Source organism: Pseudomonas sp. P5_A12, assembly GCF_056400685.1.
Window position 1 is genome coordinate 1 of sequence record NZ_JBFUKU010000014.1, and the last position, 23,408, is coordinate 23,408.

A 23,408-nucleotide genomic window follows, 5' to 3' on the forward strand; every position below is an offset into this window, starting at 1 on the left:
AACCTGGAGCGATATCAGGATCTTGATCGGCGCATAGGAACCGGCGTTGCACCTGCCGCGACTCCTGAAAATTCTTCCACCGGTGGTGATTTGAACGCCCCCGGTGCAGCAGCTGCTGGCGCAAGTGCAGGAGCGGCTGCCGCTCATGCACCTGCCGCAGGTAGCGAACCGGCTGATCCGGCGAAGGAAAAGCTGTATTACGACGCAGCTTTCGACCTGATCAAAGCCAAGGATTTCGACAAGGCCAGCCAGGCTTTTGCTGCCTTCCTGCGCAAATACCCGAGCAGCCAATACGCGGGCAATGCTCAGTACTGGCTGGGCGAAGTGAACCTGGCCAAAGGCGATCTGCAAGGCGCGGGTCAGGCGTTTGCCAAGGTTTCGCAACTGTACCCCAAGCACCCAAAAGTGCCTGACTCGCTGTACAAACTGGCTGATGTAGAACGCCGCCTCGGTCACACTGACAAGGTCAAAGGCATTCTGCAGCAGGTTGTGTCGCAATACCCGGGCACTTCCGCTGCTCAGTTGGCCCAACGAGACTTGCAGCGCATGTAAGGCTGTCAGGCCCTGTTTTGAAGAAACCCGCGCTTATCGCGGGTTTTTTCGTTAGAATTCACCCCCTTTTTATGAAACACGCTTTTTGGGATCTGCGCGGTGGCGGGGTTCCTTGAAGTGCCTGACGGAGGCGGACAGCCTGTTTAGCTGTTATGCCCGTGGCGACTATGCAAGACACATTGAGAATTACCGAAGTTTTTTACTCGTTGCAGGGTGAAACGCGGACTGCCGGGCTGCCCACAGTATTTGTGCGCCTCACCGGTTGCCCATTGCGTTGCCAATACTGCGACAGCGCCTACGCGTTCACTGGCGGCACCATTCGCCCGCTCGACGACATCCTCGAGCAAGTGGCCGGTTTCCGCCCGCGTTATGTGTGTGTCACCGGTGGCGAACCGCTGGCCCAACCTAACGCCATCCCATTGCTCAAGCAGTTGTGCGACGCCGGTTACGAAGTGTCACTGGAAACCAGTGGTTCGATCGATATCTCGGCAGTAGATTCTCGGGTCAGTCGCGTTGTCGACCTGAAAACCCCGGGTTCGAAGGAAGCACACCGCAACCGCTACGAAAATATCGAGCTGCTCACGTCTAACGATCAGGTGAAGTTTGTCATCTGCTCGCGGGAAGACTATGACTGGGCTGTGTCCAAGCTGATCCAGTACGGTCTTGATCGTCGCGCCGGTGAAGTCCTGTTCTCGCCCAGTCACCATGACCTGAATGCTCGGGACCTGGCGGATTGGGTAGTGGCTGACAACCTGCCAGTGCGTCTGCAATTGCAGCTGCATAAATATCTTTGGAATGACGAGCCGGGGCGCTGAAATGACGGAACAACTGAACACAGCTGAAAAACGTGCAGTCATCCTGCTTTCCGGTGGCCTGGACTCGGCGACAGTCGTGGCCATGGCTCGCGCCGAAGGTTACAGCTGCTACACCATGAGCTTCGATTATGGTCAGCGCTCTCATGCCGAGTTGCACGCCGCTGAGCGCGTCGCCCGAGACCTGGGTGTGGTCGAGCACAWGGTGATCGGCCTCAACCTGAACGGTATGGGCGGCTCGGCACTGACCGACAGAAGTATCGACATTCCGGAGGAGTTGGGGGAGGGCATTCCAGTCACTTATGTGCCGGCGCGCAACACGGTATTCCTGTCGCTGGCGTTGGGCTGGGCAGAAGTGCTCGGTGCGCGTGACATCTTTATCGGTGTCAACGCGGTGGATTACTCCGGTTACCCGGACTGCCGTCCCGAATTCATCGAGTCCTTCGAGCGCATGGCTAATCTCGCCACCAAGGCCGGTGTAGAGGGCAATGGTTTCCGTATCCAGGCACCTCTGCAGAACCTGAGCAAGACGCAGATCGTCGAGGCGGGCGTGAAGCTTGGGGTCAATTACGGACTGACGGTTTCCTGCTATCAGGCCGACGATAACGGCCGTGCGTGCGGCAAATGCGATAGCTGCCGACTGCGTGCAGAAGGCTTTGCGGCGGCCGGAATCAGTGACCCAACACCTTATTTTTGATTTATTTCAAATTAGGTGTTGAATAGTCCTTAAAAATCAGTATTATACGCGCCACCACACAGCGGGTCGTTAGCTCAGTTGGTAGAGCAGTTGGCTTTTAACCAATTGGTCGTAGGTTCGAATCCCACACGACCCACCATTTTTGTAGCAGTTTTAAAAGTCTGGAAGGCCCACGCAAGTGAGGATTTCCGGATTTTTTTTTGCCCGCGATTTAAGGTCGCCCAGGTTCTGGGCTGCACCGCGTGACGCAGACCAGAATCATCTTTTGCATCCGCGGGATATTCTGTAGCCTTGCGCRGCTTCAAYGCTGTCCGTGCCTGATGAATACTCACTCTCCCGGCGGTACCCTGAASGGTCCGGAGCCGGGTGTATACTCGACTTTCGCGCAAATGCGCCTGCAGGTCTTGCGAACATGACGCAGATTTCCGAACGCCTTCTAGTTCAGGCTCACCTCGACGCCAAGCAGCCCAAGCCGCTGACCGCCGAGGAAGAAGCCTATTACCGTACCGCCATCGCCGCCGAGCTCAAAGCTCAGGACGCGGTGCTGGTTGCCCACTTCTATTGCGATCCGGTGATTCAGGCCCTGGCCGAAGAAACCGGTGGTTGCGTCTCCGACTCGCTGGAGATGGCCCGCTTCGGCAATGCACACCCGGCCAAGACCGTGGTGGTCGCCGGGGTGAAGTTCATGGGCGAAACCGCAAAAATCCTCAACCCTGAAAAGCGCGTGCTGATGCCAACCCTCGAGGCGACCTGCTCGCTGGACCTGGGTTGCCCGGTAGATGAGTTTTCGGCGTTTTGCGATCAGCACCCTGAACGCACGGTAGTGGTGTATGCCAATACCTCGGCGGCGGTCAAAGCGCGAGCGGATTGGGTGGTGACGTCCAGCTGTGCGCTGGAGATCGTCGAAAGCCTGATGGATAACGGCGAGACCATCATCTGGGGTCCGGACAAACACCTGGGCACCTACATTCAGCGCCAGACCGGTGCAGACATGCTGCTGTGGGACGGTGCCTGCATCGTTCACGAAGAATTCAAGTCCAAGCAGCTTGAAGACATGAAGGCGCTGTACCCGGATGCTGCAATTCTGGTGCACCCAGAGTCGCCAACCGCGGTGATCGAGTTGGCGGATGCCGTCGGCTCCACCAGTCAGCTGATCGCAGCGGCCCAGAGGTTGCCGAACAAAACGCTGATCGTCGCCACTGATCGCGGTATTTTCTACAAAATGCAGCAGCTGTGTCCGGACAAGGTCTTCATCGAGGCGCCAACGGCCGGTAACGGTGCCGCGTGCCGTAGTTGTGCGCACTGCCCGTGGATGGCGATGAATACCCTTGAGCGCACGCTCAAGAGCTTGAAAGAGGGGACGAATGAGATTTTTGTTGATCCAGCGTTGATCCCTCAAGCGATTCGGCCGTTGAAGCGCATGCTCGACTTCACTCAGGCCGCGCGGATGAAACTGGCCGGCAACGCCTGAGTTCCGCAAAAACAAAAAACTGTGGGAGCGAGACCGGCTTGCCGGCGATAGCAGTGTTTCAGTCAGCACAGATGTGACTGACAGAACGCTATCGCGAGCAGGCTCGCTCCCACAGTGGTTTTTGCAGTGCGAACTTACTTGGTTTTCTTCGGGATGCGCACCAACTGCGTGTTCGAGTACATGTCATGCCAGCTGCGCTTCTGCTTGTCGAACAGTGACCAGAAGAATCCCAACCCCAGGCATAGCCAAGACGCAATCGACACCACAAACCGCAACAGCGCCTGCCACAGGCTGATGGACGAGCCATCGGCGTTCTGTACGCGGATGCACCACACCTGCATGCCAAGGGTCTGGCCCGACCAGGTCCAGAACTTGGCGAAGAAGCCGAACAGCACAAACAGCAGCACGGTTGAGAGCAGTGGATCACCGTCCAGCGCGCCGGCTTCGGTGAGGGTGCGCATTTTGTCTTCGCCGAGGATCGCCATCTGGATCATCTTGTATAGGCCGCTGGTGACGATCAGCAGGGCGGTACACAACAGGAAGTCATAGAACATCGCTGCCAGGCGACGACCCAGGGTGACGGCGGGAAAGTCGCCCTGGGGGTTGAGCAGGTGTTTCGACATGGCAGCCTCTGGTCATAAAAAAGAAGCCATTTTACGGATTTACGCGCACAAAAAAGCCCCTGATGTCAGCATCAGGGGCTTTTTCGTTACAGAAGATTAGGCTTCTGCTTGTACTTCGTCAGCCTGCATGCCTTTCTGGCCTTGCACAGCAACGAAAGTCACTTTCTGGCCTTCTTTCAGGCTCTTGAAGCCGTTGCCCTGGATGGCACGGAAATGCACGAACAGATCCGGACCGCTTTCAGGAGTGATAAAACCAAAACCTTTCTCGTCGTTAAACCACTTGACGGTACCGCTCTGACGTTGGGACATTTCTTATTTCCTTTGACGCTAAAATTAATGACAGTCTCCTTCTCATGAAAGAGTACTGGGGCTGGTTGCAGGAGAGTAAGAAGACGTCGAACGGGATGTAGCTAACTTGTAGGCTACTGCCCAGGTCACGATTCCAAGCGACCCTTGCAAACACAGTGGACAAACTCTACGCCAACTACGGGAGAAAAAACAAGCCCCGTCAGAGGCCCGGTTTTGCTCAGGTTGAGGGCACTAGTCGATCCACTAATGTGTTCTTATTCTTTGTTGCTGTTCAATTGTTTTCGAACGTTATAAGCCGCGTTCATAAACGAAGCTTACAGCTAATGATGCGCACTATTTTATGGCGGTTGCGTTACACATTAGTGCATTGTTAACACAACCGCGTTACTTATAGAAACAGTCAATCAGCCGCGATAGTAGCGTTGTGGAACAAATGGCATTTTGCTTACAAGCAAAGGCACCTTTTTCCCACGGACAATCGCCCATACGGGGGTATCGATAGCGATATAGGCGCTGTCGACATAACCCATGGCCAATGGGGCGCCGAGCGTCGGGCCGAAGCCACCGCTGCAAACAGTACCGATGATATCGCCGGCTTCGTTGACGATTTCCGCGCCTTCACGCACTGGCGTGCGTTCCTGGGGCAGCAGGCCGACGCGCTTGCGGCTGACGCCACCTTGTTGCTGCGCGAACACGGTTTCAGCGCCTGGGAAGCCGCCAGCCCGCGCGCCATCGGCACGACGAGGCTTGGAGATGGCCCACAGCAGGCTGGCTTCGATGGGGCTGGTGTCGGTGTTCATATCATGGCCATAGAGGCACAGGCCGGCTTCCAGACGCAGCGAGTCGCGAGCGCCGAGTCCGATGGCCTCAACTTCAACTTCAGCCAGCAGCGAACGGGCAAGGGCTTCAGCGTTGGCGGCCGGTACCGAGATTTCGAAACCGTCTTCACCGGTGTACCCCGAACGGCTGACAAAGCAGTCAACGCCCAGCAGTTTCACGCGGGCGAACTGCATGAAGGTCATCTTCGTCACTTCGGGTGCCAGGCGCGCGAGCACGCTGACCGCGGCCGGGCCTTGCAGGGCCAGCAGCGCGCGTTCTTCGAACAAGGGTTCGATGGTGCATTCGTCGCCGATGTGCTTGCGCAGGTGCGCCAGGTCCTGATCCTTGCAGGCCGCGTTGACCACCAGGAACAGTTCGTCGTTACCGAGGTTGGCGACCATCAGGTCGTCGAGGATGCCACCGGTTTCATTGGTGAACATCGCGTAGCGCTGCATGCCCACCGGCAGGTCGATGATGTCCACCGGCACCAGGGTTTCCAGGGCCTTGGCGGCATTGGCGCCGGTCAGGCGGATCTGGCCCATGTGCGAAACATCGAACAACCCGGCCTGATCACGGGTGTGCTGGTGTTCTTTCATCACGCCGAGCGGGTATTGCACGGGCATGTCATAGCCGGCGAAGGGCACCATGCGCGCACCGAGTTCGATGTGCAGGGCGTGCAACGGGGTTTTCAGCAATTGTTCGGTGGACATATTCAGCTCCTGAAAAAGTGTGCAAATGCGCGTGAGCATCAGCACTCGATAATGTTGACCGCCAAACCGCCACGGGCGGTTTCCTTGTATTTACTTTTCATGTCGGCGCCGGTCTGGCGCATGGTGCGGATGACCTTGTCGAGGGAGACGAAGTGCTGACCGTCGCCGCGCAGGGCCATGCGTACCGCGTTGATCGCCTTCACCGAGCCCATGGCGTTGCGCTCGATGCAAGGCACTTGCACCAGCCCGCCAATCGGATCACAGGTCAGGCCGAGGTTGTGTTCCATGCCAATTTCCGCGGCGTTTTCCACTTGCTGCACGGTGCCGCCAAGGACCTCGCACAAGGCGCCGGCCGCCATGGAACAGGCCACGCCGACCTCGCCTTGGCACCCGACTTCGGCACCAGAAATCGAGGCGTTTTCTTTATAGAGAATGCCAATGGCCGCCGCGGTCAGCAGAAAGCGCACGACGCCGTCTTCGGTCGCGCCAGGGATAAAGCGCATGTAGTAATGCAACACAGCCGGGACAATGCCTGCCGCACCGTTTGTGGGTGCGGTCACGACGCGTCCGCCGTTGGCGTTTTCTTCGTTGACTGCCAGCGCGTACAAGTTGACCCAATCCAGCACCGACAGCGGATCGCGCAACGACGATTCCGGGTTTTTGCACAGTTGTCGATGCAGGGCTGCGGCGCGACGCTTGACCTTCAACCCGCCGGGCAGAATGCCTTCTTTGCGGCAACCGGCATCGACGCAGTCTTGCATCACTTGCCAGATCTTCAGCAGGCCGGCGCGGGTTTCCGCTTCCGGACGCCAGGCGCTTTCGTTGGTCAGCATGACCTGGCTGATGGACAGACCGTAGGTGGTGCAATGACTGAGCAGATCCTTGGCGCTTTTGAACGGGAAGGTCAGCGGTGTGGCGTCTTCGACAATGCGGTCGGCGCCGGCGGCGTCTTCGTCGACCACAAAACCACCGCCAACCGAGTAGTACTCGCGGCTGCGGATCTGCAGGCCGGCGGCGTCGAATGCGCGAAAGATCATGCCGTTGGGGTGATAGGCCAACGGTTTGCGAATCATCGCCAGGTGTTCTTTCTCATTGAACGCAATGCTGTGTTCGCCGAGCAGGTTCAAGCGTCCGTTGCCGCGGATGTCTTGCAGACGGGCGGCKACGGTTTCGGTATTCACGGTGTCCGGGTGTTCACCTTCCAGTCCGAGCAACACAGCCTTGTCGCTGCCGTGCCCCTTGCCAGTGGCGCCGAGCGAGCCGTAGAGCTCGACTTTGGCGCAGGTGGTGGCTGTCAGCAGCCCTTCACGGCGCAAACCTTCGGCGAAACGCGCGGCTGCGCGCATCGGACCGACGGTGTGGGAGGAGGAGGGGCCGATGCCAATCTTGAACAGGTCGAACACGCTTAACGACATGTGAAGCTCCGGTGGCGCAGCGGCAAGCAGCAAGCCACAAGCCACAAGTTAAAAGCAGATGCGCTCTTTCTTGCAGCTTGAAGCTTGAAACTTAAAGCTGCTTTTCTTAAGCGTAGCTTTCGATCGACGGGCAGGCGCAGATCAGGTTGCGATCGCCAAACACGTTGTCGACGCGACCGACCGGTGGCCAGTATTTGCCTTCGATCAACGATGCAACCGGGTACACCGCTTGCTCACGGCTGTACGGATGCGTCCACTCGCCGACGATTTCCGCAGCGGTGTGCGGAGCGTTTTTCAGCGGGTTGTCGTCCTTGTCCAGCGTGCCGTTTTCCACCGCGCGGATTTCTTCGCGGATGCGGATCATGGCGTCGCAGAAGCGGTCCAGTTCTTCCTTGGATTCGCTTTCGGTCGGCTCGATCATCAGCGTGCCGGCGACCGGGAACGACATGGTCGGGGCGTGGAAGCCGAAATCGATCAGGCGCTTGGCGACGTCATCGACACTGATGCCGCTGCTGTCTTTCAGTGGACGCAGGTCGAGGATGCATTCGTGCGCCACCAGGCCGTTGCTGCCGGTGTACAGCACTGGGTAGTGCTCTTCGAGGCGACGGGAAATGTAGTTGGCGTTGAGGATCGCCAGCTGCGAAGCGCGCTTGAGGCCTGCACCGCCCATCATGCGAATGTACATCCAGGTGATCGGCAGAATGCTTGCGCTGCCGAACGGTGCTGCGCAAACGGCGCCTTCCTTGCGTTCCATCTGGGCGTGGCCCGGCAGGAATGGGGTCAGGTGCGATTTCACGCCAATCGGGCCGACGCCCGGGCCGCCACCGCCGTGCGGGATGCAGAAAGTTTTGTGCAGGTTCAAGTGCGACACGTCGCCGCCGAACTTGCCCGGTGCGCAGAGGCCGACCATCGCGTTCATGTTGGCGCCGTCGATGTACACCTGGCCGCCGTTGTCATGAATGATGCCGCAGATTTCGCGGATGCCTTCTTCGAATACGCCGTGGGTCGACGGGTAGGTGATCATCAGCGCGGCGAGGTGTTCGCGGTGCTCGATGGCCTTGGCGCGCAGGTCTTCGATGTCGACGTTGCCGCGGGCATCGCAAGCGGTCACGACCACACGCATGCCGGCCATGTTGGCGGTAGCCGGGTTGGTGCCGTGGGCGGACGACGGGATCAGGCAGATGTCGCGGCGGTCTTCGCCACGGCTCTGGTGATAGGCGCGAATCGCCAGCAGGCCAGCGTATTCACCTTGTGAACCAGCGTTCGGTTGCAGCGAGATCGAGTCGTAGCCAGTAGCGGCGCAGAGCATCGCTTCCAGTTCGTCAGTCAGTTGCTGGTAGCCAGCGCTTTGCTCGGCCGGGGCGAAAGGGTGCAGGGCACCGAATTCAGCCCAGGTCACCGGGATCATTTCGCTGGCGGCGTTGAGTTTCATGGTGCACGAACCCAGCGGGATCATGGTGCGGTCCAGCGCCAGGTCCTTGTCGGCCAGCTTGCGCAGGTAGCGCATCAGCTCGGTTTCCGAGTGATAACGGTTGAACACCGGGTGGCTGAGGATCGGCGATTGACGAACCAGTGCGGCCGGAATGGCGCTGACCACCGAAGCGGCAAGGGCAGCGAAATCTGGCAGGGCTTTGCCGTCAGCCAGCACGCTCCACAGGGTTTCGACGTCGGCCTGGGTGGTGGTTTCGTCGAGGGACACACCCAGGCGTTCAGCGTCGACTACACGCAGGTTGATGCGCTGGGCGCGTGCCTGCTCGTGCAGCTTGGCGGTGTTGGCGCCGGTGTTCAGGGTCAGGGTGTCGAAGAAGCTGGCTTGCTCGACGGTCAGGCCCAGTGCGCTCAAGCCTTTGGCCAGAATGGCGGTCAGGTGATGCACGCGGTTGGCGATCTGGGTCAGTCCTTTCGGACCGTGGTACACGGCGTACATGCTGGCGATGTTGGCCAACAGCACTTGGGCGGTGCAGATGTTGCTCGTGGCCTTCTCGCGACGGATGTGTTGCTCGCGGGTTTGCATGGCCAGGCGCAGGGCCGGCTTGCCGAAACGATCTACCGAGACACCGACCAGACGGCCAGGCATGTCGCGCTTGAACGCATCTTTGGTAGAGAAGTACGCAGCGTGCGGGCCACCGAAGCCCAGCGGTACGCCGAAGCGTTGGGCGCTGCCGATGGCCACGTCGGCACCGAATTCGCCCGGAGGCGTCAGCACGGTCAGGGCCAGCAGGTCAGCGGCCACGGCTACCAGGGCGTTGGCGGCGTGGAAGCGTTCAGTCAGTTCGCGGTAATCGAATACGTCACCGTTGCTGGCCGGGTATTGCAGCAGGGCGCCGAAGAACGGCGTCACGTCAGTCAGTTCGAGCTCGTCGCCGACCACGACGTCGATGCCCAACGGCTCGGCACGGGTGCGCAGCACGTCGAGGGTTTGCGGGTGGCAATGCACGGAGGCGAAGAAGGCGTGGCTGCCCTTGTTCTTGCTCAGGCGTTTGCAGAAGGTCATGGCTTCGGCAGCAGCGGTGGCTTCGTCGAGCAAGGAGGCGTTGGCGATCGGCAGGCCGGTCAGGTCGCTGATCAGGGTCTGGAAGTTCAGCAGCGCTTCGAGACGGCCCTGGGAGATTTCCGGCTGGTACGGGGTGTAGGCGGTGTACCAGGCCGGGTTTTCCAGCAGGTTGCGCAGGATCGGTGACGGCGTGTGGGTGCCGTAGTAGCCCTGACCAATGAAGGTCTTGAACAGCTGGTTTTTACCGGCGATGGCTTTGATCGAAGCCAGGGCCTCGGCTTCGCTCAAACCGTCTTCCAGGCCCAGGACGCTGGTGCCTTTGATGCTGTCCGGGATCACGCTGGCGCTCAGGGCTTCCAGCGAGTCGAAGCCGAGGCTGTTGAGCATGGCTTGCTCGTCGCCGGCACGCGGGCCGATGTGACGGGCGATGAATTCGTTGGCGGTGGTCAGATTCACTTGGGTCATGTCAGCGCTCCTCAGGCTTCGGCGTTGGCTTTGATCAGACGGTCGTAGGCGTCCTGGTCCAGCAGTTTGGCGACCGCCAAGGCGTCGCTTGGCTGGAAGCGGAAGAACCAGCCTTCGCCCAGCGGATCTTCGTTGACCAGTTCAGGGCTGCTGTCGAGTGCCGGGTTGACTTCCAGCACTTCACCGTCCAGTGGCATGTAGACGCCGCTGGCGGCTTTTACCGATTCCACGGTGGCGGCTTCAGCGCCTTTTTCGTAGGACTGCAGCTCAGGCAGCTGTACGAAAACCACGTCGCCCAAAGCGTTCTGTGCGAAAGCGGTGATGCCGACAGTAACGCTGCCGTCAGCTTCGGTGCGCAGCCATTCGTGATCTTCAGTAAAACGCAACTCGCTCATGGGAACTCCTAAGGGGGCCAGACTCGTCTGGTGGACGCTATTGAATGCGTGGGCAAAAAGCTCTGTTATGACGGACTACATAGCAAGAACGCGGCCAATGTTTGTTTTGTCCTTATTAATCAATGTTTTATTGGGTTTTGTGGGCGGGTGAAACGTGTGCACTGTAGCGAAATCGATACGGGCAGGGGCGGGGAAGAAAGCCGAGGTGGATCAAAGCCTTGTACAGCCGTGATTGAAGAGGGGTGTAGCGATATCGTTCCGCTGTAGCGCTTTCAGTACGGGTGGGGGTCGTTTTTGAGCAGGATTTCCCGGCACAACACAAAACCTGTGGGAGCCAGCCTGCTGGCGATTGCGGTATTACAGGCGATAAAGATGTCGACTGACATGGCCCCATCGCCAGCAGGCTGGCTCCCACAGGGGTACTGTGGTGTCTGGGGATTTCAGGGCTTGTTAGGTATGCCGTACTTGCGCAACCGATGGGCAATCGCCGTGTGGGACGTTTGCAGGCGGCTGGCCAGTTGGCGGGTCGAGGGGTAGCTGACGTAGAGTTTTTCCAGCAGGGTTTTCTCGAACTCTTCCATCGCCTGTTCCAGGCTGTCGACGTCGCTGTCGCTTTGGCGTGCCACGGAAGTGCCGGCGATGTCGAGGTCGCCGATGTCGACCAGGGTGCTTTCGCAAATGGCCGCGGCGCGGAAGATCACATTCTGCAATTGCCGCACATTGCCCGGCCAGCGATTACCCAGCAGCGCCGGGTAGGTGCCCGGTGCCAGGCGACAGACCGGGCGCTGGATTTGCGCGCAGGCCTGCTGCATGAAGTAGCGGGCGAGCAACAGAATGTCCTGGCCACGTTCGCGCAGCGGCGGGACTTCAACGTTGAGCACATTGAGGCGATAAAACAGGTCTTCGCGGAAGCTGCCTTCGCTGACCATTTTTTCCAGATCGCGGTGGGTGGCGCTGAGGATCCGCACATTGACCTTCACCTCACGATCACCACCGACTCGGCGGAAGCTGCCGTCATTGAGGAACCGCAGCAGTTTCGCCTGCAAGTACGGCGACATCTCACCGATCTCATCGAGAAACACCGTGCCCTGGTTGGCCAGTTCCATCAGCCCCGGTTTGCCGCCGCGTTGCGCCCCGGTGAAGGCGCCGGGGGCGTAGCCGAACAGTTCGCTTTCGGCGAGGTTCTCTGGCAATGCCGCGCAGTTCAAGGCAAGAAATGGCGAATTGTGCCGAGCGCTGATGGCATGGCAGGCCCGCGCCACCAGTTCTTTCCCGGTGCCGGTTTCGCCCTGAATCAGCAGCGGCGCATCAAGGGCTGCGACCCGTTGGGCGCGAGCCTTGAGGGTGCGGATGACCGGTGACTCGCCGAGCAGCGCATCGAATCCTTCGGCGTGGTCATGGTGCAGCGCCGAGAGGCGTTCACCGATGCGGTTGGGTTGGTACAAGGTCAGCAGGGCGCCCGCGTCGGTGATCGGCGTGGCGTCCAGCAGCAACGTCTGACCGTTGACCGTGATTTCCCGCAGCGGCAAGCGAAAGCCGTGTTCAAGCAGGGCGTCGAGTAGCGCCGGGTCGGCAAACAGCTCGGCGATGCTTTCACCGGCCGGTTCACGGCCGTACAACGCAATCAGTGCCGGGTTGGCCAGCAACACTTTGCCGGCACTGTCCAGCGCCAGTACCGGGTCGGTCATGGCCGCGAGCAATGCGTCGAGTTGCAGGTGTCGGCGCTGGCCGGGAAGGATGTCGACCACCGTCACCGCTTGCACGCCACGCACGCTGAACAGCGCATCGCGCAGCTCTTCGAGGACTTGCGGGCTCAGGGTCGGGGCGTCGATGTAAACGTTGGGCGGGACCATTTCCACCGCATCCAGATTGAGATTGCGCCCACCGAGCAAGGCCAGGACTTCCTGGGTAATGCCGACGCGGTCGATGAAGCTGACGTGGATACGCATGGGGCGGTTTTTGATTCTGAGGTGCGGAGGGGCGCAAGTATGCCTTGGGGCGGGCGAATGTTGAAATCCTGCACAGGAATACAGGACTACACCGAACCCCTGTAGGAGCTGGCTTGCCTGCGAAGGCGGCGTGTCAGTCGCTATCGATGTCGACTGTCAGACCGCTTTCGCGAGCAAGCCCGCTCCCACAGGGTCCGTGGGTTATTCGAAGTGTTCGATATTCACCGGGTCACCGGACTTCATATCCAGTTTCTCCCGGATATCTTTAAACATCAGATCGTAATGCTTGTGGACCGAGCCGATCTGGCTGTGTGTCTTTGGAATGCCGTACTTCTCGGCGATTTTTGTCACGTTGTTGGCAAAGTTGTAGGCCTCTTCCTTGGGCAGGAAGAAGGTCTCTTTCACGTCCTTTCCCTGCATGCTGCCATGCAGGGTGAACTCGATCCCTTTGCCTTTCTTGGGATCCTGCGCGACCTTGTAGTCGAGGTGCACGTTGTAGCTAACATCATCCTTGGTCAACGCATGACGCTCGATGTGCAAGTGACCAGGCTCAAACTGTGCCATAGACGTCTTTCCTTATAAGTAAGTAATGCCAGGTGCTGCCGTGCTGATGCGCGTACCGGCCGTGCCCTGGACGATCGCTTCGATGTCTGAGAGTGAACCGATTACCGCGACTTTTCCAGTGTGGCGAGCGAACTCGCAGGCGGCCTGAACCTTCGGTCCCATGGAGCCTGCGGCGAAGCCGAGTTTTTCCATTTCATCCGGGTGAGCCTGGCCGATGGCTTTCTGAGTCGGCTTGCCGTAATCGATGAAGGCGGCACTGACGTCGGTGGCGATCACCAGCAGATCGGCTTCAAGTTGTTCGGCCAGCAGCGCCGAGCACAGGTCTTTATCGATGACCGCTTCGACACCTTCCAGTACGCCTGGAGACGTGTACATGGTCGGGATGCCGCCACCGCCGGCGCAGATCACGATGCTGCTTTTTTCCAGCAGCCATTTGATCGGGCGGATTTCGAAAATGCGTTTCGGCCTGGGGCTGGCCACCACGCGACGATATTTGTCCCCGTCCGGTGCAATCGCCCAGCCTTTCTCGGCGGCAAGTTTTTCCGCTTCGTCCTTGGTGTACACCGGGCCGATCGGTTTGGTGGGGTTCTGGAACGCCGGGTCGTTGGGGTCGACTTCAACTTGGGTGAGCAGGGTGGCGAAGGGTACTTCGAAGTCCAGCAGGTTACCCAGTTCCTGTTCGATGATGTAGCCGATCATGCCTTCGGTTTCGGCACCAAGCACGTCCAGCGGGTAAGGGGAAACCGAGGTGTAGGCCGCGGCTTGCAGCGACAACAGGCCGACCTGCGGACCATTGCCGTGGGCGATCACCAGTTGGTTACCGGCATGGACCTTGGCAATTTGTTCGGTGGCGATCCGGATGTTGGCGCGCTGGTTGTCCGCGGTCATGGGTTCACCACGGCGGAGCAGGGCGTTACCGCCCAGAGCAACGACGATACGCATAATGCAGTCCTTCTTAGAGGAGATGTAAGCAGGTAACTCGGTCCCCTGTGGGAGCGAGCCTGCTCGCGAATGCGGTGTGTCAGTCGACATCCAGGGTGACTGGCAGATCGCTTTCGCGAGCAGGCTCGCTCCTACATTGATCGGGCTCCGTTCTTTAGAGGTCAGCCAGGGTCGACACCAGGATCGCCTTGATGGTGTGCATGCGGTTTTCCGCTTGCTCGAAGGCGATGCAGGCCGGCGACTCGAACACGTCATCGGTCACTTCGATGCCGTTCTTCAGGTTCGGGTACTGCTCGGCAATCTGTTTGCCGATTTTGGTGTCACTGTTGTGGAAGGCCGGCAGGCAGTGCATGAACTTGGTGCGCGGGTTGCCGGTGGCTTTCATCAGTTCGGCRTTGACCTGATAAGGCAGCAGTTGCTGGATACGTTCGGCCCAGGCTTCGACCGGTTCGCCCATCGAAACCCAAACGTCGGTATGGATGAAGTCCACGCCTTTGACCGCGGCTTTCGGGTCTTCGGTCAGGGTGATGCGGGCGCCGCTTTCTTCTGCGTATTGCTTGCAGCGCGCAACCAGATCGTCGAGCGGCCACAGCGCTTTCGGGGCGCAGATGCGCACGTCCATGCCCAGCTTGGCGCCGATCAGCAGCAGCGAGTTACCCATGTTGTTACGGGCATCGCCCAGGTAGACGTAGCTGATTTCGTGGATAGGCTTGTCGGCGTTCTCACGCATGGTCAGTACGTCGGCGATCATTTGGGTTGGGTGATACTCATCGGTCAGGCCGTTGAACACGGGCACGCCGGCAAACTTGGCCAGTTCCTCGACAATTTCCTGCTTGAAGCCACGGTACTCGATGGCGTCGTACATGCGCCCCAGCACACGGGCGGTGTCCTTCATGCTTTCTTTGTGGCCGATCTGCGAAGAGTTCGGGTCGATGTAGGTGACGTTGGCGCCTTGGTCATAGGCAGCGACTTCGAAAGCGCAACGGGTGCGGGTCGAGGTTTTTTCGAAGATCAGCGCGATGTTGTTGCCTTTGAGGTGCTGCTGCTCGGTGCCGGTGTACTTGGCGCGCTTGAGGTCGCGGGACAGGTCGAGCAGATAACGCAATTCGCGAGGGGTGTGGTGTTCCRGGCTCAGCAAATTGCGGTTGTGAATGTTGAAAGCCATGATGGATCTCCTTAGGTGTCGGTTATCCCCCTGGCCGCGCATGCCTTCGTGTAGAGGGCAGCAGCGGCCAGGGCTCAAAGGTTAGTAGTCGATAGGGTCGCGAATGATCGGGCAGGTCATGCAGTGACCGCCGCCACGTCCACGCCCCAGTTCGCCGGCGCTGATGGTGATGACTTCGATACCCGCCTTGCGCAGCAGGGTGTTGGTGTAGGTGTTGCGGTCATAACCGATGACCACACCTGGCTCCATGGCCACCACGTTGTTGCCGTCGTCCCATTGTTCGCGTTCGGCAGCGAAGCTGTTGCCGCCGGTTTCCACCACCCGCAATTCTTTCAGGTTGAGGGCCTTGGCCACCGTGTCGAGGAAGGTGGTTTCTTCGCGTCGGATGTCGATGCCGCCCGGTTTCTTCTCGTCCGGACGCAGGGTGAAGGCGACAATCTGGTTGACGACTTCAGGGAAAACGGTGACCAGATCGCGGTCACAGAAGCTGAAGACAGTGTCCAGGTGCATCGCAGCGCGGGACTTCGGCAGGCCGGCGACGATGACTTTTTCGACCGCTTTGTTTTTGAACAGGTTCTGCGCCAGTAGGCCAATGGCCTGACGGGACGAACGTTCGCCCATGCCGATCAGCACCACGCCGTTACCGATTGGCATCACGTCGCCACCTTCGAGGGTGGAGCTGCCGTGTTCCTGATCCGGATCGCCGTACCAGATCTCGAAGTCGGCGTTGGTGAATTCCGGATGGAATTTGTAAATGGCAGTGGTCAGTAGGGTTTCCTGACGGCGTGCCGGCCAGTACATCGGGTTCAGGGTCACGCCACCGTAGATCCAGCAAGTGGTGTCGCGGGTGAACTGGGTGTTGGGCAGTGGCGGCAGAATGAAGCTGGAGTGGCCGAGGAAGTCGCGAAACATCTCGATGGTTTTGCCGCCGAAACTGTCCGGCAGGTCATCGGCGGAGACACCGCCGATCAGGAACTCGGCGATTTTGCGCGGCTCCAGGCTACGCAGCCACGAGTTGGTTTCATTGATCAGGCCCAGACCCACCGAGTTGGGGGTGATCTTGCGCTCCAGAATCCAGTCCAGCGCTGCCGGGATGGCGACGATGTCGGTCAGCAGGTTGTGCATTTCCAGCACGTCGATGTTGCGTTCGCGCATCTTGGTGACGAAGTCGAAATGGTCACGCTTGGCTTGGGCGACCCACAGCACATCATCAAACAGCAGTTCGTCACAGTTGTTCGGGGTCAGCCGCTGGTGAGCCAGGCCGGGGGAGCAAACCATGACTTTGCGCAGTTTGCCGGCTTCGGAATGTACACCGAGCTTAACTTTTTCCGTGGTCATTACAGTGATCCTCCAGATGACAAATTATTCAGGTGTTACAGGGTCAGGAAACCGTCATATAGGCCGTAGGCCGCCACCACGGCGCCCACGATTACGGCTGCAAAAATCAGTTTCTCGACGTTGGTGAAAACAGGTTTGCCGAGTTCTCGTTTGGCCTTGGCAAACAGGATCACGCCGGGCGCATAGAGCAAGGCCGACAACAGCAGGTATTTGGTGCCGCCTGCGTAGACCAGCCACACCGCGTAGATCACCGCGATGGCGCCGATCAKCAGGTCYTTGGTGCGGTCGCCGCCATCGTTTTCGTAAGTCTCACCGCGCACCGCCAGCAACAGTGCGTACGCCGCCGACCACAGGTAGGGCACCAGGATCATCGAGGTGGCGAGGTAGATCAGCGACAGGTAAGTACTGGCCGAAAACAGTGTGATGATCAGGAACAGCTGCACCATCGCGTTGGTCAGCCACAGGGCGTTGACCGGCACGTGATTGGCGTTTTCCTTGCGCAGGAACTCCGGCATGGTGTGGTCCTTGGCGGCGGCGAACATGATCTCCGCACACAGCAGCACCCACGACAGCAAGGCTCCAAGCAGCGAGATGATCAAGCCGACGCTGATCAGCAMCGCGCCCCATTCACCGACCACATGCTTCAGTACAGCCGCCATCGACGGGTTCTGCAACTTGGCCAGTTCCGGTTGGGTCATGATGCCGAGGGACAGCACGTTCACCAGCACCAGGAACAGCAGCACGGTGATGAAGCCGATGACGGTGGCTTTACCCACATCGCTGCGTTTTTCGGCGCGGGCCGAGAAAATGCTCGCACCCTCGATGCCGATGAACACCCAGACGGTGACGAGCATCATTTTGCGCACCTGGTTCATCACGCTGCCCAGGTCCGGGTTTTTCAAGCCCCAGATGTCAGCGGTGAAGATGTCCAGTTTGAAGGCGAAAATCGCGATCAACACAAATAGCAACAGCGGCACGATCTTGGCGACCGTGGTCACCATGTTGATGAACGCCGCTTCCTTGATCCCGCGCAACACGAGGAAATGCACACCCCAGAGCAGTACCGATGCACCGATGATGGCTGCGACCGTATTGCCCTCGCCAAAAATGGGAAAGAAGTAGCCGAGGGTGCTGAACAAAAGCACGAAGTAACCAACGTTGCCCAGCCAGGCACTGATCCAGTACCCCCAGGCGGAAGAGAAACCCATGTAGTCGCCGAATCCGGCCTTGGCGTAGGCGTAAACCCCGCCGTCCAGATCAGGCTTGCGGTTGGCSAGGGTCTGGAAGACGAACGCCAGGGTCAGCATSCCSACGGCSGTGATGGCCCAACCGATCAGTACAGCGCCAACATCGGCACTGGCGGCCATGTTTTGCGGCAACGAGAARATCCCGCCACCAATCATTGAGCCGACTACCAGCGCAACCAATGCGCCAAGTTTCAGTTTTCCGGGGGATTCAGACATCGCATGACTCCAGTGCAGGAGAAAAGAGACAACAGAGTAGTTTTACTGGCTGTTTGAAAATCTGACTTAGATCAGTTCATAGCACATTCCATTGTTAATTAAAGAGTTACGAAACTTTTCCGTCTTCCGTCAGGAGCGCTGGAAAAGCCCAATCCAGAGGCCTCGGTCAGAACAGGCAGGAATAACCAATCCGTGCTTCGGTTTTTAAGCTAGTTGGTTTTGGCGTTTCCGCAAATATTTGGCGCCTGTTTCATGAACAGAACAGATTTGTCAGGATTAACCCACGCAATTGCTCGATTTCATGACGTTCATAGAATGATCGGTTATAAATAGTAGTGGCTGGCATGGCGCTATCTAATAAACGTTATTACGCTGTATCTATTTAGTTAAAACCAACCATGTGACGGTTTTATAACCATCGTCGCCCAGGCTGGATCAGGAATCAGTGGAGACGCAGGAATGTCACAACCGACGCAAAAGCTACGCCTGAGCGCGCTAATCGCCCTGGTGGTGGGATCGATGATTGGTGGCGGGATYTTCTCGTTGCCGCAGAACATGGCTGCGCGGGCCGATGCGGGGGCAGTGCTGATCGGCTGGGCCATCACCGCCGTGGGGATGCTGACACTGGCGTTCGTCTTCCAGACCCTGGCCAATCGCAAACCCGAACTGGATTCCGGGGTGTATGCCTACGCCAAGGCCGGCTTCGGTGACTACATGGGATTTTCGTCGGCCTGGGGGTACTGGATCAGCGCCTGGCTGGGCAACGTGGGTTATTTCGTGTTGCTGTTCAGCACCCTTGGTTATTTCTTTCCGGTCTTTGGCCAGGGCAACACGCCCATTGCGATCGGATGCGCCTCGGTGTTGTTGTGGGCCGTGCATTTCCTCGTGTTGCGCGGGATCAAGGAAGCRGCGTTCATCAACCAAGTGACCACCGTGGCCAAGATCGTGCCGCTGATCATGTTCATCGTCATCGCCGCCGTCGCCTTCAAAGCCGACATTTTTACCCGGGATATCTGGGGGCAAAGCAACCCGGAGTTCGGCGGGGTAATGGATCAGGTGCGCAACATGATGCTGGTGACGGTGTTCGTGTTTATCGGCATTGAGGGCGCCAGTGTGTATTCGGCCCGAGCGGAGAAGCGTTCGGACGTGGGCCGGGCGACGGTCATCGGTTTCATCGGGGTGCTGGCGTTGTTGGTACTGGTCAACGTGCTGTCGCTGGGGATCATGAGTCAGCCGGAACTGGCCAATTTACAGAACCCGTCGCTGGCGGCGGTGCTGGAACATATCGTCGGGCCTTGGGGCGCGTTGCTGATCAGCGTTGGCCTGGCGATATCGTTGTTGGGCGCGTTGCTGTCCTGGGCACTGCTGTGTGCCGAGATTCTGTTTGCCACGGCCAAAGACAAGACCATGCCCGCCTTCCTGAAAAAGGAAAACGCCAATCACGTGCCGGTCAACGCGCTGTGGCTGACCAACGTGATGATTCAGATCTTTCTGCTGATCACGCTGTTTTCCGCCGGCACTTACACCAGTTTGATCTACCTCGCGTCGTCGATGATTCTGGTGCCGTACCTGTGGTCGGCGGCGTATGCGGTGTTGTTGAGCGGGCGCGGCGAAACTTACGAACACGCCAGCGCCGAGCGCACCAAAGACCTGATGATCGGCGGTGTCGCGCTGGGGTATGCGGTGTGGTTGCTGTATGCCGGCGGGGTCAAGTATCTATTGCTGTCGGCGTTGCTGTATGCGCCGGGGGTGATTCTGTTTGCCAAGGCCAAGCATGAGCAAGGCGAGCCATTGTTCACTCATATCGAGAAGGGCATTTTTACCGTTGTCCTGATTGGTGCCGGGCTGGCCGCGTATGGGTTRTACAGCGGCTTGTTGTCGTTGTGAGAGTGTGAGTCGGTCAGACTGAGTTGTCTGTTCGGGCCTCATCGTCAGCAGGCTGACTCCCACAGTGGGTATGCGTCGTTCACAACACCAGTGGGAGCCAGTCTGCTGGCGATGGGGCCAGACCTGTCACCACCACTGTGCGCGATGGGAACCCAATTCAGTTGCCGGCAGTGCCCACTGTAACGGCGTCCCGGTAATTTTCAGCGGCACATGAAGCCGATGCGCCGGTCCCCACGGTGTCTGTTCAACCACTAACCCCTGATCGTTTTCATCCTCCGCCCGCAACGCCTCGGCTGTTCCCGCACCATTTTCAATCAACAACTTCGCCGTACGCGCCAACGATAGCCGCGCCGAGCCACCACGCCCCAACAACCTGATCGCCGCAGCCGCCATCAAATACCCGGTGGCGTGATCGAGTGCTTGCACCGGTAAAGGCGTCGGTTTGGCCGCGTTCTTCCAGTGCATCCCGGCGTCGGCAATCCCGCTGCTCATCTGCACCAGGCTGTCGAAACCACGGCGGTTGTGCCACGGGCCACTCCAGCCGTAAGCGTTGAGGCTGACATCAATCTGGCCTGGCGCCAGTCTCTGGCGCTCGGCAACGCCGTAACCCAAGCGTTCCAGCGCATCGGCGCGGTAACCGTGCAGGAGGATGTCTGCCTCTTTGAGCAGGGTTTCGAACACCGCGCGCTCCTCGTTGTTGTGCAGATCCAGGCGTGCGCAGCGTTTACCCAAGGTGACTTCCGGCAGCACGCCGGGTTCGTTCCAGGTGGGTGGGTCGATGCGCAACACATCCGCACCGAGGCCGGCGAGAAAGCGGCTGGCGACCGGACCTGCCAGCACGCGGGTCAGATCCAGCACCTTGAGCCCGGTCAGCGGCCGGGCCACGTTGCCTGTCCATGGTTTTGCGGGTTGACCACTGTTGCCACTGAACTGAATCAACGGTTCGGCGTTCACGGCCAATCCCTGGGGATGTTGTTGCCATTGCGCCCACGTGCGCATTTCGGCGGCACAACCGCCGGCGTCGACCACCGCCTGTTCCAGATCGCCTTTGGCCCATTGCACTACCTTGCTCGCCATCGCCGTGCGGTCGACACAGCTGCCGAGCACACTTTCAGCCGCTGCGCGGTGATGGGGCGCGTTGGTATGCAGGCGGATCCAGCCGTCCTTGGTCGCGTAGTCACCGGCAATCGGGTCCCACAGGGGAGGGACGCTCCAGCCAACGGGACGGATCGAGGTGGAGAACCAGAAAGAGGCGAGGCGACGGTCGACTTCAACACCAGGCAGGCGACCGGTGTGCTGCAGCAACAGCTCGCTGACAGTTTGTCCGGCGATGGCAATGTTGGCGCAGGCAAGATCCGTGACGGCAAACGCCGAGGGGAGGGCACCGTTCGACGTAAAGGAAATAGGGGTGTGGGGCAAGCCGAGCGCGGCTTGAATGGACGAGAGTAAATCAGTCATCGAAGGCCCTCCGGAACGAGAGCCCGATCATAGTTCAAATCAAGTGACACGCCAGATGAAACCTGTGGGAGCGAGCCTGCTCGCGATAGCGGTCTTTCATTCAATACATTCGGTGAATGTCAGATCGTCATCGCGAGCAGGCTCTCACAGGCGGCGGTGCACCCTTACACCCGGAACTCCGGCAATCAGATGTGACGTCAGGCGCGGCCGAGCAGATAGGTCGCGTAATCGGGGATTCGATGTTCGTGTGCCTGATCCATCAAGGGGCTGCTCAGCAAGTAATCGGCGCTGCATTCATTGCAGGCCACCGGGATGTTCCAGACTGCCGCGACCCGCAATAACGCCTTGATGTCCGGATCGTGGGGCTGTGGTTCGAACGGGTCCCAGAAGAACACCAGCATGTCGACCCGCTGCTCGGCGATTTGCGCACCCAGTTGCTGGTCGCCGCCCAACGGACCGCTGATCATGCTCTCCACGGGTAAATCCAGGCGTTGTTGCAACAACAACCCCGTAGTGCCGGTGGCGACCAGTTCATGCTGTGCAAGCCTGTCTTTCTGCCGCTCGGCCCAGTCCAGCAAAAACACCTTGCAGTGGTCGTGGGCGACCAAGGCAATACGCTTGCGCGCGGCCATGGTCTTTTGCGTAAAGCTGATACCGATCATTGGTGCTGCTCCTGCTTTTTCACGGCGGGTCATTCAGCGTTACAGAGCGCCAGGCAGTTATCGAGCATGCGGTTGGAGAAGCCCCATTCGTTGTCGTACCAGGCCAGCACCTTGAGCAACTTGCCGCTGGATTTGGTGTGGTTGGCATCGAAGATCGACGACAGTGGGTTGTGGTTGAAGTCGCTGGAAACCAGCGGCAGGGTGTTGTAACCGAGAATTTTCGAGTGCTGGCTGGCTTCTTTAAGCAACGCATTCACTTCATCGGCTGACGCTTCGCGCTTGAGCTGCACGGTCAGGTCCACCAGCGACACATTGATTACGGGTACGCGCACGGCCATGCCGGTCAGTTTGCCCGCCAGTTCCGGTAGCACCAGACCGACGGCTTCAGCCGCACCGGTCTTGCTCGGGATCATGTTCTGGGTGGCGGATCGGGCGCGGTACGGGTCGGTGTGATAGACGTCGGTGAGGTTTTGATCGTTGGTGTAGGCGTGGATTGTGGTCATCAGACCGCTCTCGATGCCCAGTTCGCGGTGCAGCACCTGCGCGACCGGGGCCAGGCAGTTGGTGGTGCACGACGCGTTGGAAATGATTTGGTGGTGTTGGCGCAATATGTCGTGGTTAACCCCATATACCACCGTGGCGTCGGCGCCTTGGGCCGGGGCCGAAATAATCACTTTGCGTGCGCCGGCCGTAATATGCGCGGCGGCTTTGGCACGGTCGGTGAACAGACCGGTGCATTCGAATACCACATCAATTTTTTCTGCAGCCCAGGGCAGGTCGGCCGGGTTGCGAATGGCGCTGACGGCAATGCGGTCGCCGTTGACCGTCAGGCTCTCGCGGTCGTGTTGAACATCGGCATCGAACGTGCCGTGAACAGTGTCAAACTTGAGCAGATGAGCGTTGATTGCGCTGTCACCCAAATCATTGATGGCAACGATCTGCAGATCCTGACGATAGCCTTGGGTATACAGTGCGCGTAAGACGTTGCGGCCAATCCGGCCAAAACCATTGATTGCGATTCGAAGAGTCATTTACAGCGCCGCCGTCGTTTTGTTGTTGGAATTACAAGATTATTCGCATAAAAATAGAAAACAAGCGTTTTTAATGGCAATATTTTGTTCAATCTACAACGAGTGACCTGATCAACTGGTCCGACCGATCAAGAAAACCGTCTGTCATCCCAATCACAACGGTCCTTGTTCAGCATAGACAATCAGG

The 23,408-nt window shown here is 58.9% G+C and carries 20 protein-coding genes and 1 tRNA gene; 6 read left to right on the forward strand and 15 right to left on the reverse strand.

All coding sequences use genetic code 11. The annotated features are described in order from the left end of the window. The 5 genes from ybgF to nadA all read left to right on the forward strand — a co-directional run. A partial coding sequence (gene ybgF / locus AC1DSG_RS03745) for a tol-pal system protein YbgF (RefSeq protein WP_477789655.1) occupies window positions 1–552 on the forward strand: 552 nt, incomplete at its 5' end. A gap of 167 nt (window positions 553–719) precedes the next feature. Beyond that, window positions 720–1,367 carry a 7-carboxy-7-deazaguanine synthase QueE gene (gene queE, locus AC1DSG_RS03750; protein WP_477789656.1) on the forward strand — a complete coding sequence of 216 codons (648 nt, stop codon included), beginning with the start codon at window positions 720–722 and terminating at the stop codon, window positions 1,365–1,367. A 1-nt stretch (window position 1,368) separates the two neighbouring features. Further along, window positions 1,369–2,061 carry a 7-cyano-7-deazaguanine synthase QueC gene (gene queC, locus AC1DSG_RS03755; protein ID WP_477789657.1) on the forward strand — a complete coding sequence of 231 codons (693 nt, stop codon included), beginning with the start codon at window positions 1,369–1,371 and terminating at the stop codon, window positions 2,059–2,061. Between the two features lie 63 nt (window positions 2,062–2,124). Further along, window positions 2,125–2,200, forward strand: a tRNA-Lys gene (locus tag AC1DSG_RS03760). 273 nt (window positions 2,201–2,473) lie between these two features. Next, window positions 2,474–3,532, forward strand: coding sequence for a quinolinate synthase NadA (gene nadA / locus AC1DSG_RS03765; protein ID WP_477789658.1), 1,059 nt, complete (start codon window positions 2,474–2,476; stop codon window positions 3,530–3,532). A 134-nt stretch (window positions 3,533–3,666) separates the two neighbouring features. Here nadA and AC1DSG_RS03770 read toward each other — a convergent pair whose 3' ends face one another. From AC1DSG_RS03770 to arcD (AC1DSG_RS03825), 12 genes are all read right to left on the reverse strand, one after another. Then, window positions 3,667–4,155: an RDD family protein gene (locus AC1DSG_RS03770; RefSeq protein ID WP_477789659.1), complete on the reverse strand. Its 489-nt coding sequence runs from the start codon at window positions 4,153–4,155 to the stop codon at window positions 3,667–3,669. 96 nt (window positions 4,156–4,251) lie between these two features. After that, on the reverse strand, window positions 4,252–4,464 hold the full coding sequence (locus AC1DSG_RS03775; RefSeq protein WP_003175786.1) for a cold-shock protein: 213 nt from the start codon (window positions 4,462–4,464) through the stop codon (window positions 4,252–4,254). Window positions 4,465–4,868: 404 nt separating this feature from the next. Continuing rightward, window positions 4,869–5,993, reverse strand: coding sequence for a glycine cleavage system aminomethyltransferase GcvT (gene gcvT / locus AC1DSG_RS03780; protein WP_477789660.1), 1,125 nt, complete (start codon window positions 5,991–5,993; stop codon window positions 4,869–4,871). A gap of 38 nt (window positions 5,994–6,031) precedes the next feature. Further along, on the reverse strand, window positions 6,032–7,408 hold the full coding sequence (locus AC1DSG_RS03785) for an L-serine ammonia-lyase (RefSeq protein ID WP_477789661.1): 1,377 nt from the start codon (window positions 7,406–7,408) through the stop codon (window positions 6,032–6,034). 106 nt (window positions 7,409–7,514) lie between these two features. Beyond that, window positions 7,515–10,367, reverse strand: coding sequence for an aminomethyl-transferring glycine dehydrogenase (gene gcvP, locus AC1DSG_RS03790; RefSeq protein ID WP_477789662.1), 2,853 nt, complete (start codon window positions 10,365–10,367; stop codon window positions 7,515–7,517). Window positions 10,368–10,378: 11 nt separating this feature from the next. Continuing rightward, the gene (gene gcvH / locus AC1DSG_RS03795; protein ID WP_477789663.1) at window positions 10,379–10,762 is read right to left on the reverse strand and encodes a glycine cleavage system protein GcvH; all 384 of its coding nucleotides are present in this window, start codon (window positions 10,760–10,762) and stop codon (window positions 10,379–10,381) included. A 440-nt stretch (window positions 10,763–11,202) separates the two neighbouring features. Beyond that, complete coding sequence (locus AC1DSG_RS03800) at window positions 11,203–12,711, reverse strand: sigma-54-dependent transcriptional regulator (RefSeq protein ID WP_477789664.1); 1,509 nt, start codon at window positions 12,709–12,711, stop codon at window positions 11,203–11,205. A gap of 201 nt (window positions 12,712–12,912) precedes the next feature. Beyond that, entirely contained in the window at window positions 12,913–13,275 is a 363-nt protein-coding gene (locus AC1DSG_RS03805) for a DUF5064 family protein (protein ID WP_007949426.1), read from the reverse strand. A gap of 12 nt (window positions 13,276–13,287) precedes the next feature. Beyond that, complete coding sequence (gene arcC, locus AC1DSG_RS03810) at window positions 13,288–14,217, reverse strand: carbamate kinase (protein ID WP_477789665.1); 930 nt, start codon at window positions 14,215–14,217, stop codon at window positions 13,288–13,290. Window positions 14,218–14,371: 154 nt separating this feature from the next. After that, on the reverse strand, window positions 14,372–15,382 hold the full coding sequence (locus AC1DSG_RS03815; protein WP_477789666.1) for an ornithine carbamoyltransferase: 1,011 nt from the start codon (window positions 15,380–15,382) through the stop codon (window positions 14,372–14,374). 81 nt (window positions 15,383–15,463) lie between these two features. Then, window positions 15,464–16,720, reverse strand: coding sequence for an arginine deiminase (arcA, locus tag AC1DSG_RS03820; RefSeq protein ID WP_477789667.1), 1,257 nt, complete (start codon window positions 16,718–16,720; stop codon window positions 15,464–15,466). A gap of 35 nt (window positions 16,721–16,755) precedes the next feature. Next, window positions 16,756–18,183 (reverse strand): arginine-ornithine antiporter, encoded by a 1,428-nt coding sequence (gene arcD / locus AC1DSG_RS03825; protein ID WP_477789668.1) that lies wholly within the window; start codon window positions 18,181–18,183, stop codon window positions 16,756–16,758. 459 nt (window positions 18,184–18,642) lie between these two features. Here arcD (AC1DSG_RS03825) and arcD (AC1DSG_RS03830) point away from each other — a divergent pair, with 459 nt between their 5' ends. Continuing rightward, window positions 18,643–20,070 carry an arginine-ornithine antiporter gene (gene arcD, locus AC1DSG_RS03830; protein WP_477789669.1) on the forward strand — a complete coding sequence of 476 codons (1,428 nt, stop codon included), beginning with the start codon at window positions 18,643–18,645 and terminating at the stop codon, window positions 20,068–20,070. Window positions 20,071–20,196: 126 nt separating this feature from the next. Here the strand turns inward: arcD (AC1DSG_RS03830) and AC1DSG_RS03835 are convergent, their stop codons facing one another. The 3 genes from AC1DSG_RS03835 to gap form a co-directional block, all read right to left on the reverse strand. Beyond that, on the reverse strand, window positions 20,197–21,528 hold the full coding sequence (locus AC1DSG_RS03835; protein WP_477789670.1) for a CoA transferase: 1,332 nt from the start codon (window positions 21,526–21,528) through the stop codon (window positions 20,197–20,199). Window positions 21,529–21,725: 197 nt separating this feature from the next. After that, window positions 21,726–22,190, reverse strand: a complete 465-nt coding sequence (locus tag AC1DSG_RS03840) for a methylglyoxal synthase (protein WP_223511871.1) — start codon at window positions 22,188–22,190, stop codon at window positions 21,726–21,728. A 29-nt stretch (window positions 22,191–22,219) separates the two neighbouring features. Beyond that, window positions 22,220–23,221: a type I glyceraldehyde-3-phosphate dehydrogenase gene (gene gap, locus AC1DSG_RS03845; RefSeq protein WP_007949435.1), complete on the reverse strand. Its 1,002-nt coding sequence runs from the start codon at window positions 23,219–23,221 to the stop codon at window positions 22,220–22,222. Window positions 23,222–23,408: the final 187 nt, after the last annotated feature.